The following is a 13,941-nucleotide window of genomic DNA, read 5'->3' as shown; positions in this document are numbered from 1 at the left end:
GGCCGAATGCCGTCGGCCGCAGAACCTGGTCACGCGCCATAATTGCACTTAGACAACAGGATTAGCGAACAAGGGAGTTAGCGCATCGTCTCGGGGGCGCACGGGTGATGCCGGCTCCGAAGCCCGAGACCGAGCCATTTCCTGCGCCGTCGAGGCGTGAGTTCTCGTTGTGGATCGGGTTCCCGCCCCTTGCCCGCGACCGTTTGCCATATGACATGTCAGCAACGTCTAATCCGGGAGCAGGCCGGCGGGGAGCGCATGGTGGTGCCGATCCACCACGCGCGGCCCCACCGGACGCTCGACTCAGGCCGGGAGGTGACGCCCATCGCCGCCGGCCAAGCCGCTAGTCGGCGTATGGACCCCAGGCATGCCGCTTCAGCGCGGCGGGTTTCTTCCCGAGCTTTCCGGCGCGCACCATCACGGCCAGGCTGTCAAGGATGACCCGACTGCTCATCAGCGCGGTCTGCTCCGCCCAGTCGTACGGGGGTGAGCACTCGACCACCTCGATGCCGTTGAGCCCCGGCTCGGAGATCATCCGGATGAGGTTGAGCGCTTCGCGCGGCAGCAGGCCGCCGGGCTCGGGCCATCCGGTGCCGGGCACGAATCCGGCGTCGATCACGTCGATGTCGAAGGACAGGTACACCGCCTTGGCGTCCTTCCACGCCGTCTCGAGCGCGATCTCGGCGACCTTCTCGATCCCCACCCGCTCGACGTCACCGACCGTGATGACGGTGCTGCCGCGCTGCCGGCCCACCTGCACGCCCGCTCGCGGCGCCTGCCACCCACCGATGCCGATCTGCACCAGATTGGTGGCCGGCGCGTTCTTGATGTTGGTGGCGTGAAACCACGGCGTGGTGTGCATCCGCTCGTCCAGGTCGGTTTCCTGAGTGTCGACGTGACGATCGAAGTGGATGATGCCCACATTGCCGTCCAGGTAGGGGGCCAGGCCCCGCACGGTCGGGAACCCGATCGAGTGGTCGCCACCGAGCACCACCGGGAAGACGCCCTGCGACACCACGTGCGCCATGGCCTGGCTGATCTGGTCGAAGGACTTCTCGATGTTGGCGGGAATGGTCACCACGTCGCCGATGTCGACGATGTTGAGCTGTTCGCGCAGGTCGACACCGAGCTCGTAGCAGTAGGTGCCGAAGAGGTTGGTCGAGCGGCGGATGCCCATCGGCCCGAACCGGGTGCCCGGGCGATAGGTGGTGCCCGCGTCCAGCGGCGCACCGAAGACGGCCACCTCGGCGTCGGAGACCTCGTGGACGTCCTCGAGGAACGGCGCCTTCAGGAACGTCCCGCGCTCGCCGGCGAAGTGGGGGAGCTCGCCGCGGGAAAAGGTCGACAACGTGCGGTCATTGATCGTAGGGGCGGCTTCCAGCCCGTGGGAGATGCACCGGTCGATCTCCTCGCGGTGACGGCGGTCGGACAACTCGGCCTCGACCTGCTGGGCCCAGCTGCCCTCGCGATTCGGGATATCGGCCTGTCCAGCGAACGGATTGAACATCAATGTTTCCTCTCGTCGAGTGCCAACACACGGCGGAGGATGCCCCGGCGACCGGAATCAAAGCAGAAAGATCCACAGGCCTGAAGTCTTTGGAATCGGCGCGCCGGCATCCCACACTCGCCGTCTTGTCGCTGTCCGGGTACGGCGAACTCGTCCGGGCGGCCACCGTGGCGCGCCACCATATAAGGTACCTGCTTGGTCCTCGACTGCAAGTTCGCGCGCCGTCGCGCGCCGCGCCCGAACCTTTCAGCGGCGCGAGCGGCCCTTACTGATGTACCGAAAGGCCTTCTATGCCAGCGCATTCGCACACACATCACGATCGCCCGAGGCGCGTCAGGCAGCCCGGCGAGCCGCTGCGTATCGGCGTGGGCGGCCCCGTCGGCTCCGGCAAGACAGCGCTGGTGGCCGCGCTGTGCCGGCAGTTGCGCGACGAATTGTCGCTGGCGGTGCTGACCAACGACATCTACACCACCGAGGACGCGGACTTCCTGCGCAGACACGCCGTCCTTCCCGACGACCGGATCGCGGCCGTGCAGACCGGCGGCTGCCCGCACACCGCCATCCGCGACGACATCACCGCGAACCTCGACGCGATCGAGGACCTGATCGCCGCCCACGACCACCTCGACCTGATCCTGGTCGAATCCGGCGGCGACAACCTGACGGCGACCTTCTCGTCCGGCCTGGTGGACGTGCAGATCTTCGTGGTCGACGTCGCGGGTGGCGACAAGGTGCCCCGCAAGGGCGGGCCCGGGGTGACCTTCTCGGATCTGCTGGTGGTCAACAAGACCGACCTGGCCCCTCTGGTGGGCGCCGACCTGCAGGTGATGGCCCGCGACGCCGCCGCGGTGCGCGACGGGCGCCCGACCGTGTTGCAGTCGCTGACCGAAGATCCGGCCGCCACCGAGGCGGTGGCCTGGGTCCGCACGCAACTGCGCGAGGCCGCGCGCGTGTGATGCATTCGCGCGTCCTCGTCGTCGCGTCCTCGAACAGGCTGCCGAGGATCGAGTGCTGCGGCGGCGGTGTCGCGGCCCGGTGCACCGCGCCCGACACCGTGCACCTGGTGTCGGCGGCCGCCACCCCGCTGGGCGGTGACAGCATCGACATCCGGGTCGTCGTGGCCGCGAACGCCACGCTGAGGCTGCGGAGCGCGGCCGCCACGGTGGCCCTGCCGGGGGCCGGAACCCCGACATCGCACGCCCGCTGGCAGCTCGAGGTCGCCGGCACCCTGGACGTCGACCTCGAGCCCACCGTGGTTGCCGCCGACGCCCGGCACCTGTCCGACGCGACGCTGATCCTGCGCGACGACGCCCGCGTGCGGTTCCGGGAGCGGGTGCAGATCGGCAGATGCGATGAGCGGCAGGGGTTTTGGTCGGGGTCGCTGCGCGTGGACCGGGACGGGCAGCCGGTGCTGCGGCATCGGGTGGAGGTGGGGGCCGGATCGCTCGCCGACGACCGCATCGCGGCGCCGCGCGCGGCGGTCAGCGAATTTCGCTGCCCGCCGGGCGCATTCGCGTCATCGACACTCGTCGCGGGCTCGACCGTGCTGACGCTGGCCGGCGGCGGGACGCTGGCCACCTGGCAGGGGGACCGGCTGGGGGATTAACTCGCCGCACGGGTGGTCGACGAATTCTCGGCCTCGGCCGCCAATTCGGCCAGCTGTTCGAGCCGGGTACGGGCGAAAGCCTGCTGCTCGGTGATGGTCAGCTGGCCGCGCCGGGTGCTCAGGAAGGTGACCGTCCACGAGAGCAACGTGGTGATCTTCGTCTTGAACCCGACCAGATACACCAGATGCAGCACCAGCCACATCAGCCAGGCGATGAACCCGCTGAACTCCAGCGGGCCGATCTTGGCCACCGCCGAGAAGCGGGAGACCGTGGCCATGGAGCCCTTGTCGAAGTACTGGAAGGGTTCGCGCTCCGCCGGATTCGCGCCGCCGAGTTCGGCTTTGATGGCGTTGGCGACGTACTTCGCGCCCTGGATGGCGCCCTGCGCCACTCCGGGCACGCCCTCGACGGCGGCCATGTCCCCGATGACGAACACGTTCGGGTGACCGGGAATGGACAGGTCGGGCAGCACCTTGACGCGCCCGGACCGGTCCAGCTCGGCCGCCGACTGCTCGGCGAGGTCGCGGCCGAGCCGGCTGGCCGAAACCCCGGCGGACCACACCTTGCACGCCGACTCGATGCGCCGGACGGTGCCGTCGGGATCCTTGACCGTGATGCCGTTGCGGTCGACGTCGGTGACCATCGCGTCGAGTTGAATCTCCACGCCCAGCTTCTTCAGCCGGGCGGCCGCCCGTTCGCCCAGCTTCTCACCGAACGGCGGCAACACCGCCGGCGCGGCGTCGAGCAGGATGACGCGAGCCTTGGTGGAGTCGATGTGCCGGTAGGCGCCCTTCAGGGTGTATTCGGCCAATTCCGCGATCTGCCCGGCCATTTCCACCCCGGTCGGCCCGGCGCCGACCACGGTGAAGGTCAGCAACTTCCTGCGCCGTTCGGGATCCCTCGAGCGCTCGGCCTGTTCGAACGCGCTCAGGATCCGGCCACGCAACTCCAGCGCGTCGTCGATCGACTTCATGCCCGGTGCGAACTCGGCGAAATGATCGTTGCCGAAGTACGACTGGCCCGCGCCCGCGGCGACGATCAGCGTGTCGTAGGGCGTCTCGTAGGTGTGGCCGAGCAGTTCGGACACCACCGAACGGTGGGCGAGGTCGATGTGGGTGACATTTCCGAGCAGCACCTGCACGTTGCGCTGCTTGCGGAGGACGACGCGGGTCGGCGGGGCGATCTCGCCCTCGGAGATGATGCCGGTGGCCACTTGGTAGAGCAGCGGCTGGAACAGGTGGTGGGTGGTGCGCGCGATCAACTTGATGTCGACGTCGGCGTGCTTGAGTTTCTTCGCGGCGTTGAGCCCACCGAATCCCGACCCGATGATGACGACTCGGTGCCGACGTTCGGGTCCAGCGGCGGTTTCCGGCTGGGGGGTCATGGCTTCCGCTGCTCCTCACGGGGGTCTTCACAGGCTCCGACGAGCTCTGGCGAGCTCAGTGCACGAGCGGTGTGACAAGCGAACTCAGTTACCACGCTAGTCACTCGGGTACCCCGCAGACCAACTCGTAAGCCTGTGTAATCAAACACACCGACGCATCGGCGCTGGTCACCGGACGTGATGCTGGTCTCGTCCGGCGCCGAATCCCCGAAATCCGGTTTACAGACCCACGATCGGGCGCAACGCCTCGCCGGCCGCGGTGATGACACCCGGTGTGTAGAACGGGATGTTGATGATCACGCTGTCGATGCCAGCGTCGATGACCTTCGTCTTGATCTGGTCGGCAACCGAATCCGCGCTGCCGACGACCATGCGCTGCGCCATCTCGGCGGGAATCTGTTCGGCGGTGGCGTTTTCGTCGACCAGCGCCGTGATCAGCGTGCTGGTTTCCAGAGTCGCCGGATCGCGGCCGATCGCCTCGCAGCTGCGCCGCACGGCGGCCACCTTCCCGGACAGCTCGTCGAAGCCGGCGATCACGTTGAGGTGGTCGAAGTGCCGGGCGGCCAGGGGGATCGTCTTCTTCTCGCCGCTGCCCCCGATCATCAGCGGAATGTGTTCGCGGAAACGGGGATTCGCGAAGGCCTCATTGGCCTGATACCACTTACCCTGGAATGTCGCGCGCTCGCCGGCGATCATCGGCAGGATGATCTCCAGCGCCTCGTCGAGCCGGTTGAACCGGTCGGTGAACGTGCCGAACTCGAAGCCCAGCTGGTCGTGCTCCAGCTCGAACCAGCCGGTGCCGATGCCGAGGATGGCGCGGCCCTGGCTCACCACGTCCAGCGTGGTGATGATCTTGGCCAGCAGGGCAGGGTTGCGGTAGGTGTTGCCGGTGACCAGCGTGCCCAGCTGCACCCGTTCCGTCGCGGTGGCCAACGCGCCCAGAGCCGTGTAGGCCTCCAGCATCGGCTGGTCGGGGGAGCCCAGCATGGGCAGCTGGTAGAGGTGGTCCATCACGAAAACCGAATCGAATCCGGCGGATTCGGCTTCGCGGGCCTGGGCGATGACCGTGGGAAACAGTTGTTCCACGCCGGTGCCGTAGGAGAAGTTGGGGATCTGCAGACCGAGTCGAATAGCCACCCGATCACCGTAGCGAGCGCGCCGGGTCTGAGGAACCGGCCGCAGGGCCGTTATCGCTTTAAGCGAAACGTGCAAGCGCGCCGTGGCTGACGTGCATCGTCTGGCCGGTGATGTGGCGCGCGGCCGGGGTGGTCAGGAACCGCGCCAGGCGGGCGATCTCCGCGGCGGCCGGCGGCGGAGTGCGGGAGAGCCCGTCGTAGGACTCCTGGGCGCTGCGCCCGCTTGCCAAGGCGTTGACCGTGATGCCCCGGGTGCCGAAAATGGCGGCCTGCCCCGCGACCCAGTTCGACAGGGCCGCCTTGATGGCGGCGTCGATGCTGCCAGCGGGCGGGTTCTCCGTCACCACGCTGATGATCGAGCCGCCGGAGCGCAGATGATCACCGGCGGCCTGAACCGTCAGCACCAGCGACAGCACCGTCGCGTCGAGGGCATTGCGCCACGCCTCGGCGGTGTCGGCCACCGAGTAGGCGCGCGGGTCGCCGGCCTCCCGTGACGGTGCGGGCACGTTCACGATGGTGTCGAGGTGATGGGGGAACAGCGACCGCGCCTCGTTGAGGCTGGCGGGGTCGGTCGTGTCGCACACGATCGCGTCGGCGTCGAGTTCCTTCGCGGCGATTTCGAGATCGCTCTGGCGAGCGCCGACGAGTGTCACCTTGTGACCGTCGTCGCGGAAGCCCTCGGCTACCGTGCGCCCCAGCTCCGTGTCTCCGCCGGTGACCAGCACCTCCACTGCCATGACCTCCTCGTGTTCAACGCTGAACCCCGTCCCTGGCCGTTGCGGCGGTGGCACCGCCGGGCAGGTGCGAAGGATCTCCGCGTCGATGTTACTGGACAGTAGCTAGGCGGGGAAATCTCCCGCGCCGCGACGCGCGCACCAGTTGCGTAACGCTTGCGCATCGTCGCCCGGTTAGGGTGCATCCATGCGCGCGACCGGGGTGCTGGCTGCCGCGGTGACCACGGTCCTGGCCGCCGGGCTGGTGGCTTGCCACGGCGGGTCGCCGTCGTCGTCTCCGGGAGGGACGCCGCAATCAACCGGGTCGATCGTCGTCTTCGCCGCCGCCTCGCTGAAGTCCGCCTTCACAGAGATCGGGGGGCGGTTCAAGACCGACAACCCGGGCAGCGGCGTGGAGTTCGAATTCGCCGGATCTTCCGCGCTGGCCACCCAGCTGACGCAGGGCGCGACCGCCGACGTGTTCGCGTCGGCGGACACCGCGCAGATGGCCACGGTCGCCAACGCCGGCCTGCTGGCGGGCAATCCGGCGAACTTCGCTTCCAACACGCTGGTGATCGTCACCGCGCCCGGGAACCCGCGACACGTCGGAGCATTCGCGGACCTGGCCAAACCGGGCCTCAGCGTCGTCGTCTGCCAGCAGCCGGTGCCGTGCGGGGCCGCCACCCACCGCATCGAAGACAGCACGGGCGTGCACCTCAACCCGGTCAGCGAGGAGCCCAGCGTCACCGACGTCCTGAACAAGGTCACCAGCGGGCAGGCGGACGCCGCGCTGGTCTACCGCACCGATGCGATGAGCGCGGCGGGCAAGGTCTCCACCGTGAGCTTCCCCCAGGCGTCCACCGCGGTGAACGTCTATCCCATCGCGGTGCTCAAGAAGGCGCCGCGACCGGAGCCGGCGCAGAAATTCGTGGATCTGGTGACCTCCGATGCCGGCCGGCAGATCCTCGTCCGGTTCGGCTTCGCGCAGCCCTGAGCGCCGCCCTGTGCCACGCCCTCTTCAGCGCCCTCTTCAGCGCCTTCTTCAGCGCCCGACCCAGCGCCCGACCCAGCTGCCCCGGTGGGTGTACGTCCCCGCCGCCGCGGGGACGGTCTTCGTGGTGCTGCCGCTGCTGGCCATCGCCGTGAAGGTCGACTGGCCGCACTTCTGGTCGCTGATCACCGCTTCCTCGTCGAGGACCGCGCTGCTGCTGAGCCTGAAGACCGCCGCCGCCAGCACGGCGCTGTGCGTGCTGCTGGGAGTGCCGATGGCGCTGGTGCTGGCGCGCGGCACGGTCCGGCTGGTCCGCTGGCTGCGCCCGCTGATCCTGTTGCCCTTGGCGCTGCCGCCGGTGGTGGGTGGCATCGCCCTGCTCTACGCGTTCGGCCGGCTCGGGCTGATCGGGCATTACCTCGAGGCCGCCGGCATCAGCGTCGCGTTCAGCACGACCGCCGTGGTGCTGGCGCAGACCTTCGTCTCGCTGCCCTTCCTGGTCATCGCCCTTGAGGGCGCCGCCCGGACCGCCGGATCCGACTTCGAGATGGTCGCGGCCACTCTCGGGGCCCGGCCCGGCACCGTCTGGTGGCGGGTGACGCTGCCGTTGCTGCTGCCGGGCATGGTCTCGGGCGCAGTCCTGGCCTTCGCCCGCTCGCTCGGTGAGTTCGGCGCGACGCTGACGTTCGCCGGTTCGCGCCAGGGAGTGACCCGTACGCTCCCGCTGGAGATCTATCTGCGGCAGGTTGATGACACGAATGCCGCTGTGGCGCTGTCGATCTTGCTGGTTGCGGTGGCGGCGGTGGTGGTGTTGGGGGTGGGTGCCCGGTCGCTGACCGGGCCGCAGGCCGGGTAGCTGCGGGCCTCACACCGGCCGAACGCGCCGCCGCGGGGTGACCTCATGCTCTTACCGCATCCTGTCAACTCCATGAACATGAGCTGAGCCACCTTTCCCATCGATACCCCCAGGGGTAACTTGGAACGGTCGAGCCGCACTGTGCGGCCTGTCCCAACCGAGGAGCGTCTATGGCACGCGTCGTCATCCTCGGCGCCGGCATCGCGGGACACACCGCCGCGCTGCACCTGCGCCGATGGTTATCCCGCAAGCACGAGGTCGTCGTGATCTCCCCGAACGCCGACTGGAACTGGATCCCGTCGAACATCTGGGTCGGCGTCGGCGGCATGGAAGCGGATCGGGTACTCATCCCGCTCAAGCCGATCTATGACCGCAAGGGCATCGTCTTCCACCAGGCGTTCGCCACCGCAATCCGCCCCGAGGGGACCGGTCGCGAGGCTGCGCCGACCGTCGACTTCACCTACACCGACGGGCAGCGCCGCGGTCAGACCGGTTCGATCGGCTACCACTACCTGATCAACGCGACGGGTCCGCAACTGAACTTCGCCGCGACGCCCGGCCTCGGTCCCGACGGACACTCCTACTCGGTGTGCACGGCCGAGCACGCCACGGCGGCGGCCGAGGCACTGCGCCGGGTCATGGCCAAGATGAGAGCCGGCGAGAAGCAGCGGATCGTCATCGGCGTCGGGCACGGCACCTGCACCTGCGAGGGCGCGGCGTTCGAGTACACCTTCAACGTCGAGCACACGCTGCGCGCGGCCGGTCTGCGCGACTTCGCCGAAATCGTCTATCTCACCAACGAATACGAGCTCGGCGATTTCGGTGTCAACGGCATGAGCTTCGTCGACAAGGGCTTCGTGCAGTCCAGCCGGCTGTGGACCGAGTCGCTGTTCCGCGAGCGCGGCGTACGGGCCATCACGCAGGCCGCGGTGCACGAGGTCATGGAGGGCAAGCTGCGCTACGAGCAGCTCGACGGCCGCGAGCACTCCCTGGACTTCGATTTCGCGATGCTGCTGCCACCGTTCAAAGGAGCCAGCCTCGCCGCCTACGACAACGCGGGTGCCGACATCACGTCCAGGCTGTTCGCGCCTTCGGGGTTCCTCAAGGTCGATGCCGACTACTCCGGCAAGCCCTACGACGAGTGGGCCGCCGGGGACTGGCCGCACACCTACGAATCGCCGGCGTACCCGAACATCTTCGCCCCGGGCATCGCGTTCGCGCCCCCGCACCCGATATCCAAGCCGCGCAAAAGCCCCACCGGGACGGTCATCACCCCCAGCCCGCCGCGCACCGGCATGCCGTCGGGCGTCATGGCCAAGACCGTCGCCCAAACCATCCGCGACCGCATCAAAGATCCCGCGGCCGCCGCGCACCGCGCCTCGATGGCGACCATGGGCGCCGCTTGCGTCGCGTCGGCCGGCACCGGCCTTCGCAAGGGCTCGGCCGCCGCGATGACGATGTACCCGGTGGTGCCCGACCCGGCGAAATACCCGCAGACCGGCCGGGATATCGACGGCACGTCCGGCGAGCTCGGTCTGGCCGGACACTGGATCAAGGTGATGCTGCACCACATGTTCATCTACAAGGCCAAGGCCAAGCCGTTCTGGTGGCTGATCCCCGAGTGAAAGGCGCGTGCATGGAGGACGAAAGCATCTACTCGGCGGTGGACGCCCGGACCGCCGAACGCATCGCCGACGCCCCGCTGCCCACCCGGGGGACGTTGCGGTTGCGGCAGAACCTCGTGTTCCAATCCTGGCGCTTTGTCAGCATCAATCTGAAAATGATGCGGATCATCCACAGCGGACACGGCTGACCCCGGACGGGCCGCCCGTCGTCCCCAACCGAGACGAGGTAGGCCCAGCCGTGAGCGAGCTGCAGCTGCGCGCCGTCGTGGCCGAACGCCACCTGGACGTCGAGTTCTCGGTGTCCGCCGGCGAGGTGCTCGCCGTGCTCGGCCCCAATGGGGCCGGCAAGTCGACGGCCCTGCACGTGATCGCCGGGCTCGTCAGCCCCGACGAGGGCATCGTGCGGCTGGGGGACCGGGTGTTGACCGACACTTCGGCCGGGATCGACGTGGCGACGCACCGACGGCGAGTGGGGCTGCTGATGCAGGACCCGCTGCTGTTCCCGCACATGACCGTCGCTGCCAACGTGGCCTTCGGGCCGAACAGCCGGCGCGGCATGCTGCGCTCGGCCCGCGCCGCCCGGCAGGCGACGGCGCTGCGCTGGTTGCGCGAGGTCGATGCCGAGCACCTGGCCGGTCGCCGACCGCGGCAACTGTCCGGCGGGCAGGCACAACGGGTGGCGATCGCCCGCGCGCTGGCGGCGGAGCCCGACGTGCTGTTGCTCGACGAGCCGCTCACCGGGCTCGACGTGGCCGCCGCGGCGTCGGTCCGGGCGGTACTTCGCGGCGTCGTGACGAGAACCGGCTGCGCCGTCGTCCTGATCACCCACGACCTGCTCGACGTCTTCACGCTGGCCGACCGGGTGCTGGTGCTGGAGTCGGGCAGGATTTCCGAGATCGGCCCGGCGCCCGAGGTACTCACGGCGCCCCGCAGCAATTTCGGGGCCCGCATCGCCGGCATCAACCTGGTTAACGGCGTCGTGATGCCCGGCGGCGCGCTGCGCGCCGGCTCGGGCACCTGGCACGCGAACCCGGAGCCGGAAACGTCGCTCGCCGACGGCGACGAGGCGATCGCGGTGTTCCCGCCGACCGCGGTGGCCGTCTTCCGGGACCAACCGCACGGTAGCCCGCGCAACACCGTCGAGGTCACCGTCGCCGAACTCGACGTCCGGGGGTCGGCCGTCCTGGTGCGCGGCGCCCAGCAACCCGACGGCGCCCCGGGGCTGACCGCCGAGATCACGGTCGACGCAGCCGCCGAGCTGAGGATGACGCCCGGGGAGCGCGTGTGGTTCGCCGTCAAAGCCCGCGAGGTGGCGCTCTATCCGGCGTCGCGACGGCACCCCCCCGATGAATTGCCTTGAGCGACGCCAGGTTGCATCTCGGCAACGGCGGCGAAACCGCCCGCACGGCTCCTTGCAACACGGCAGTAACACGGTAGGTTCGTCGCCATGGATCAGGTGGAATGGAACTCGGCGCGTCGCAAAGCCTGGTGGGCGACGTTGGCGATGGCCACGGTGACCAGCGCAACGGCCGTCAGCATCGCGTTGCCGGCGACGGCGAGCGCCGACCCGGTGCCACCGACCACCACGGCGGCCCCCGCGCCGGCGCCCCCGGGCGCCCCCGCCCCGGACGGCCAGCCGGCGCCTGGAGCGCCCAACGCGGCGCCGGGCGCGCCCAATGCGGCGTCGCCACCGGCCGTCGACCCCAACGCGGCGCCACCACCGCCGGGAGCGCCCAACGCGGCGCCGCCACCGGCCGTCGACCCCAATGCGCCACCGCCACCGCCCGCCGACCCCAACGCGCCACCGCCGCCGCCCGGCGTCAACCCGCCGCCCCCGCCGGTCGACCCCAACGCCGGTCGGGTGAGCAACCCCGTCGGCGGCTTCAGCTATGTCCTGCCCGCCGGTTGGGTGGAATCGGACGCCTCCCATCTCGACTACGGCTCGGCGCTGCTGAGCAAGGTCACCGGGCCGCCGCCGATGTCCGGGCAGCCCCCGGCGGTCGCCAACGACACCCGCATCGTGCTGGGCAGGCTGGACCAGAAGCTCTACGCCAGCGCCGAACCCGACAACGCCAAGGCCGCGGTGCGGCTGGGGTCGGACATGGGTGAGTTCTTCATGCCCTACCCCGGCACCCGGATCAACCAGGAGGCCACGCCGCTGACCGGCGCCAACGGGATCACCGGCAGCGCGTCGTTCTACGAGGTCAAATTCTCCGACACGAGCAAGCCCAACGGGCAGATCTGGACCGGCGTCGTCGGCGCGCCCGCGGCCAACGGCGCGCCTTCGCAGCGCTGGTTCGTGGTGTGGCTGGGGACCTCGAACGACCCCGTCGACAAGGTCGCGGCCAAGGCGCTGGCCGAATCCATCCAACCCGGCGTCGCGCCGCCACCCGAAGCCCCATCCGGACCGCCCGCCCCGGGAGCCCCCGCGCCGGTGCCACCCGGCCCGGCGGCTCCGGCGCCTGCCCCGGCCCCAGCTCCGGCTCCGGCCCCTGCACCGGTGCCCGCACCGGCTCCCGCGCCCGCCCCGGGGCAGGCACCCGCGAGCCAGGAGAGCCCCAGCCCCTCGCCGGCGCCGCAGCAGACGCTGTCCGCCTGACCGTCGCCGTGAAGCCGTCGCGGCGCCGACCCGCGACAGGTCAACCGTCTCCAAATCGACATTCGTTTCGTGACGCAAACCGGGTATACCGAAATGACGGCCCGGCAAATAGCCGGGCTTTGCCAGCGAATGCAAGGAGACCCGCATGAACGTCATGGCTGCTACCGAATACCTGGCCCGTTCCACGACCTTCACCAGCGTCGGCATCATCGGCTACATCATCATCGGCGGGCTGGCGGGCGCGCTCGCCAGCAGAATCATCAGGGGCAGCGGAGCAGGCATCCTGATGGACATCGTCATCGGCGTCGTGGGAGCACTCATCGGCGGTTTCATCCTGAGCTTCTTCGTCAACACCGCCGGCGGCGGACTCATCTTCACCTTCTTCACCGCGCTGCTCGGCGCGCTGCTCCTGCTCTGGGTCGTCGGCATGGTGCGCAGGACCTAACCCGGCCCACCCTTCGCGGCCGGGGCCTCGCGGCGGCATGATGGTCGGATGGCCCCGGCCGCGATCCCGACGACGATGCGCGCCTGGCGGGTGCGCCGGCCCGGACCGATCCAGACCGGTCCCCTCGAAGCGGTGACCGCCGACGTCCCGCGCCCCCAACCGCCGGAGTTGCTGGTCGCCGTGCGCGCCTGCGGGGTGTGCCGCACCGACCTGCACGTCACCGAGGGCGATCTTCCGGTTCACCGGGACGCCGTGACGCCCGGCCACGAGGTGGTCGGGGAGGTCGTCGAGGTGGGCTCGGCGGCCGGCGACGACTTCCGGCCCGGCGACCGGGTGGGCATCGCGTGGCTGCGCCACACCTGCGGGGTGTGCACATACTGCCGTCGGGGCGACGAGAACCTCTGCCCACAGTCGCGCTACACCGGCTGGGACGCCGACGGGGGATACGCCGAATTCGCCACCGTCCCCGCCGCTTACGCGCACCATCTACCGGCCGGTTACAGCGACAGCGAACTCGCGCCGCTGCTGTGCGCCGGGATCATCGGCTACCGCTCGCTGCGGCGCGCGGAGTTGCCGCCGGGGGGGCGGCTCGGGTTGTACGGCTTCGGCGGCAGCGCCCACATCACCGCGCAGGTCGCCCTCGCCCAGGGGGCCGAGGTACACGTCATGACCCGCGGGGCCGAGGCCCGGGACTTGGCGTTGCGGCTCGGCGTCGCGTCGGCCCAGGGCGCCGCCGACCCTCCGCCGGTACCGCTCGACGCGGCGATCCTGTTCGCGCCGGTCGGCGACCTGGTGCTGCCCGCCCTCGAAGCCCTCGATCGCGGAGGCACGTTGTCGATCGCGGGGATCCACCTGTCCGACATACCACCGCTGAACTATCAGCGTCACCTCTTCCAAGAGCGCCAGATGCGGTCGGTCACGTCGAACACCCGGGCCGATGCGCGCGAGTTCCTGCAATTCGCGGGGCAACATCACATCGAGGTGACGACACCGGAGTATCCGCTGGGGCGCGCCGATGAGGCCCTGGCGGATCTCAGCGCGGGCCGCATCGCCGGGGCGGCCGTACTGCTGGTGTGAC

At 69.7% G+C, this 13,941-nt stretch carries 14 protein-coding genes and 1 riboswitch; of the genes, 10 read left to right on the top strand and 4 right to left on the bottom strand.

Features of this window, described 5'->3' with window-relative positions:
- Positions 1 to 343 precede the first annotated feature (343 nt).
- Entirely contained in the window at positions 344 to 1,507 is a 1,164-nt protein-coding gene (locus G6N48_RS06860) for an agmatinase family protein (protein ID WP_085267497.1), read from the bottom strand.
- Between the two features lie 114 nt (positions 1,508 to 1,621).
- A riboswitch (guanidine-III (ykkC-III) riboswitch) is annotated at positions 1,622 to 1,684 on the bottom strand.
- A 113-nt stretch (positions 1,685 to 1,797) separates the two neighbouring features.
- Here G6N48_RS06860 and ureG point away from each other — a divergent pair.
- Both ureG and G6N48_RS06850 read left to right on the top strand, forming a co-directional pair.
- Complete coding sequence (gene ureG, locus G6N48_RS06855) at positions 1,798 to 2,463, top strand: urease accessory protein UreG (RefSeq protein ID WP_085267498.1); 666 nt, start codon at positions 1,798 to 1,800, stop codon at positions 2,461 to 2,463.
- Positions 2,463 to 3,113: an urease accessory protein UreD gene (locus G6N48_RS06850; RefSeq protein WP_085267499.1), complete on the top strand. Its 651-nt coding sequence runs from the start codon at positions 2,463 to 2,465 to the stop codon at positions 3,111 to 3,113. The genes ureG and G6N48_RS06850 overlap by 1 nt, the downstream gene beginning before the upstream one ends.
- On the opposite strand, the gene G6N48_RS06845 is transcribed toward G6N48_RS06850, so the two are convergent.
- The 3 genes from G6N48_RS06845 to G6N48_RS06835 form a co-directional block, all read right to left on the bottom strand.
- On the bottom strand, positions 3,110 to 4,498 hold the full coding sequence (locus G6N48_RS06845) for an NAD(P)/FAD-dependent oxidoreductase (protein ID WP_085267500.1): 1,389 nt from the start codon (positions 4,496 to 4,498) through the stop codon (positions 3,110 to 3,112). The two genes, G6N48_RS06850 and G6N48_RS06845, sit on opposite strands and share 4 nt — an antisense overlap.
- 219 nt (positions 4,499 to 4,717) lie before the next feature.
- The gene (locus tag G6N48_RS06840) at positions 4,718 to 5,635 is read right to left on the bottom strand and encodes an LLM class F420-dependent oxidoreductase (RefSeq protein WP_085267501.1); all 918 of its coding nucleotides are present in this window, start codon (positions 5,633 to 5,635) and stop codon (positions 4,718 to 4,720) included.
- A 58-nt stretch (positions 5,636 to 5,693) separates the two neighbouring features.
- Positions 5,694 to 6,371 carry an SDR family oxidoreductase gene (locus G6N48_RS06835; protein ID WP_085267502.1) on the bottom strand — a complete coding sequence of 226 codons (678 nt, stop codon included), beginning with the start codon at positions 6,369 to 6,371 and terminating at the stop codon, positions 5,694 to 5,696.
- 184 nt (positions 6,372 to 6,555) lie between these two features.
- Here G6N48_RS06835 and modA point away from each other — a divergent pair, with 184 nt between their 5' ends.
- The 8 genes from modA to G6N48_RS06795 all read left to right on the top strand — a co-directional run bounded on the left by modA (position 6,556) and on the right by G6N48_RS06795 (position 13,940).
- On the top strand, positions 6,556 to 7,341 hold the full coding sequence (gene modA, locus G6N48_RS06830) for a molybdate ABC transporter substrate-binding protein (protein ID WP_085267503.1): 786 nt from the start codon (positions 6,556 to 6,558) through the stop codon (positions 7,339 to 7,341).
- Between the two features lie 10 nt (positions 7,342 to 7,351).
- The gene (locus G6N48_RS06825) at positions 7,352 to 8,194 is read left to right on the top strand and encodes an ABC transporter permease (protein ID WP_232066559.1); all 843 of its coding nucleotides are present in this window, start codon (positions 7,352 to 7,354) and stop codon (positions 8,192 to 8,194) included.
- A 170-nt stretch (positions 8,195 to 8,364) separates the two neighbouring features.
- On the top strand, positions 8,365 to 9,819 hold the full coding sequence (locus G6N48_RS06820) for an NAD(P)/FAD-dependent oxidoreductase (RefSeq protein ID WP_085267505.1): 1,455 nt from the start codon (positions 8,365 to 8,367) through the stop codon (positions 9,817 to 9,819).
- 11 nt (positions 9,820 to 9,830) lie between these two features.
- Positions 9,831 to 10,007 (top strand): hypothetical protein, encoded by a 177-nt coding sequence (locus tag G6N48_RS06815; protein ID WP_161494164.1) that lies wholly within the window; start codon positions 9,831 to 9,833, stop codon positions 10,005 to 10,007.
- Between the two features lie 50 nt (positions 10,008 to 10,057).
- Complete coding sequence (locus G6N48_RS06810; protein ID WP_085267506.1) at positions 10,058 to 11,179, top strand: sulfate/molybdate ABC transporter ATP-binding protein; 1,122 nt, start codon at positions 10,058 to 10,060, stop codon at positions 11,177 to 11,179.
- A gap of 87 nt (positions 11,180 to 11,266) precedes the next feature.
- Positions 11,267 to 12,418 (top strand): alanine and proline-rich secreted protein Apa, encoded by a 1,152-nt coding sequence (locus tag G6N48_RS06805; protein ID WP_163670803.1) that lies wholly within the window; start codon positions 11,267 to 11,269, stop codon positions 12,416 to 12,418.
- Positions 12,419 to 12,563: 145 nt separating this feature from the next.
- The gene (locus G6N48_RS06800) at positions 12,564 to 12,863 is read left to right on the top strand and encodes a GlsB/YeaQ/YmgE family stress response membrane protein (protein WP_085270585.1); all 300 of its coding nucleotides are present in this window, start codon (positions 12,564 to 12,566) and stop codon (positions 12,861 to 12,863) included.
- A 48-nt stretch (positions 12,864 to 12,911) separates the two neighbouring features.
- Positions 12,912 to 13,940: a zinc-binding alcohol dehydrogenase family protein gene (locus G6N48_RS06795; protein ID WP_085270584.1), complete on the top strand. Its 1,029-nt coding sequence runs from the start codon at positions 12,912 to 12,914 to the stop codon at positions 13,938 to 13,940.
- The last annotated feature ends 1 nt before the right edge of the window (position 13,941 follow it).

The sequence above is a fragment of the Mycobacterium parmense genome (genome assembly GCF_010730575.1).
Taxonomy (GTDB): Bacteria; Actinomycetota; Actinomycetes; order Mycobacteriales; family Mycobacteriaceae; genus Mycobacterium; species Mycobacterium parmense.
Note: the sequence above shows the minus strand (reverse complement) of the source record. Positions and strands in the feature narration are given on the sequence as shown.

Coding starts and splice junctions, on each gene's coding strand:
- G6N48_RS06795 (WP_085270584.1), top strand. CDS start 12,912: ATGGCCCCGGCCGCGATCCCGACGACGATGCGCGCCTGGCGGGTGCGC.
- G6N48_RS06815 (WP_161494164.1), top strand. CDS start 9,831: ATGGAGGACGAAAGCATCTACTCGGCGGTGGACGCCCGGACCGCCGAA.
- G6N48_RS06800 (WP_085270585.1), top strand. CDS start 12,564: ATGAACGTCATGGCTGCTACCGAATACCTGGCCCGTTCCACGACCTTC.
- G6N48_RS06860 (WP_085267497.1), bottom strand. CDS start 1,507: ATGTTCAATCCGTTCGCTGGACAGGCCGATATCCCGAATCGCGAGGGC.
- G6N48_RS06805 (WP_163670803.1), top strand. CDS start 11,267: ATGGATCAGGTGGAATGGAACTCGGCGCGTCGCAAAGCCTGGTGGGCG.
- ureG (WP_085267498.1), top strand. CDS start 1,798: ATGCCAGCGCATTCGCACACACATCACGATCGCCCGAGGCGCGTCAGG.
- G6N48_RS06845 (WP_085267500.1), bottom strand. CDS start 4,498: ATGACCCCCCAGCCGGAAACCGCCGCTGGACCCGAACGTCGGCACCGA.
- G6N48_RS06850 (WP_085267499.1), top strand. CDS start 2,463: ATGCATTCGCGCGTCCTCGTCGTCGCGTCCTCGAACAGGCTGCCGAGG.
- G6N48_RS06835 (WP_085267502.1), bottom strand. CDS start 6,371: ATGGCAGTGGAGGTGCTGGTCACCGGCGGAGACACGGAGCTGGGGCGC.
- G6N48_RS06820 (WP_085267505.1), top strand. CDS start 8,365: ATGGCACGCGTCGTCATCCTCGGCGCCGGCATCGCGGGACACACCGCC.
- modA (WP_085267503.1), top strand. CDS start 6,556: ATGCGCGCGACCGGGGTGCTGGCTGCCGCGGTGACCACGGTCCTGGCC.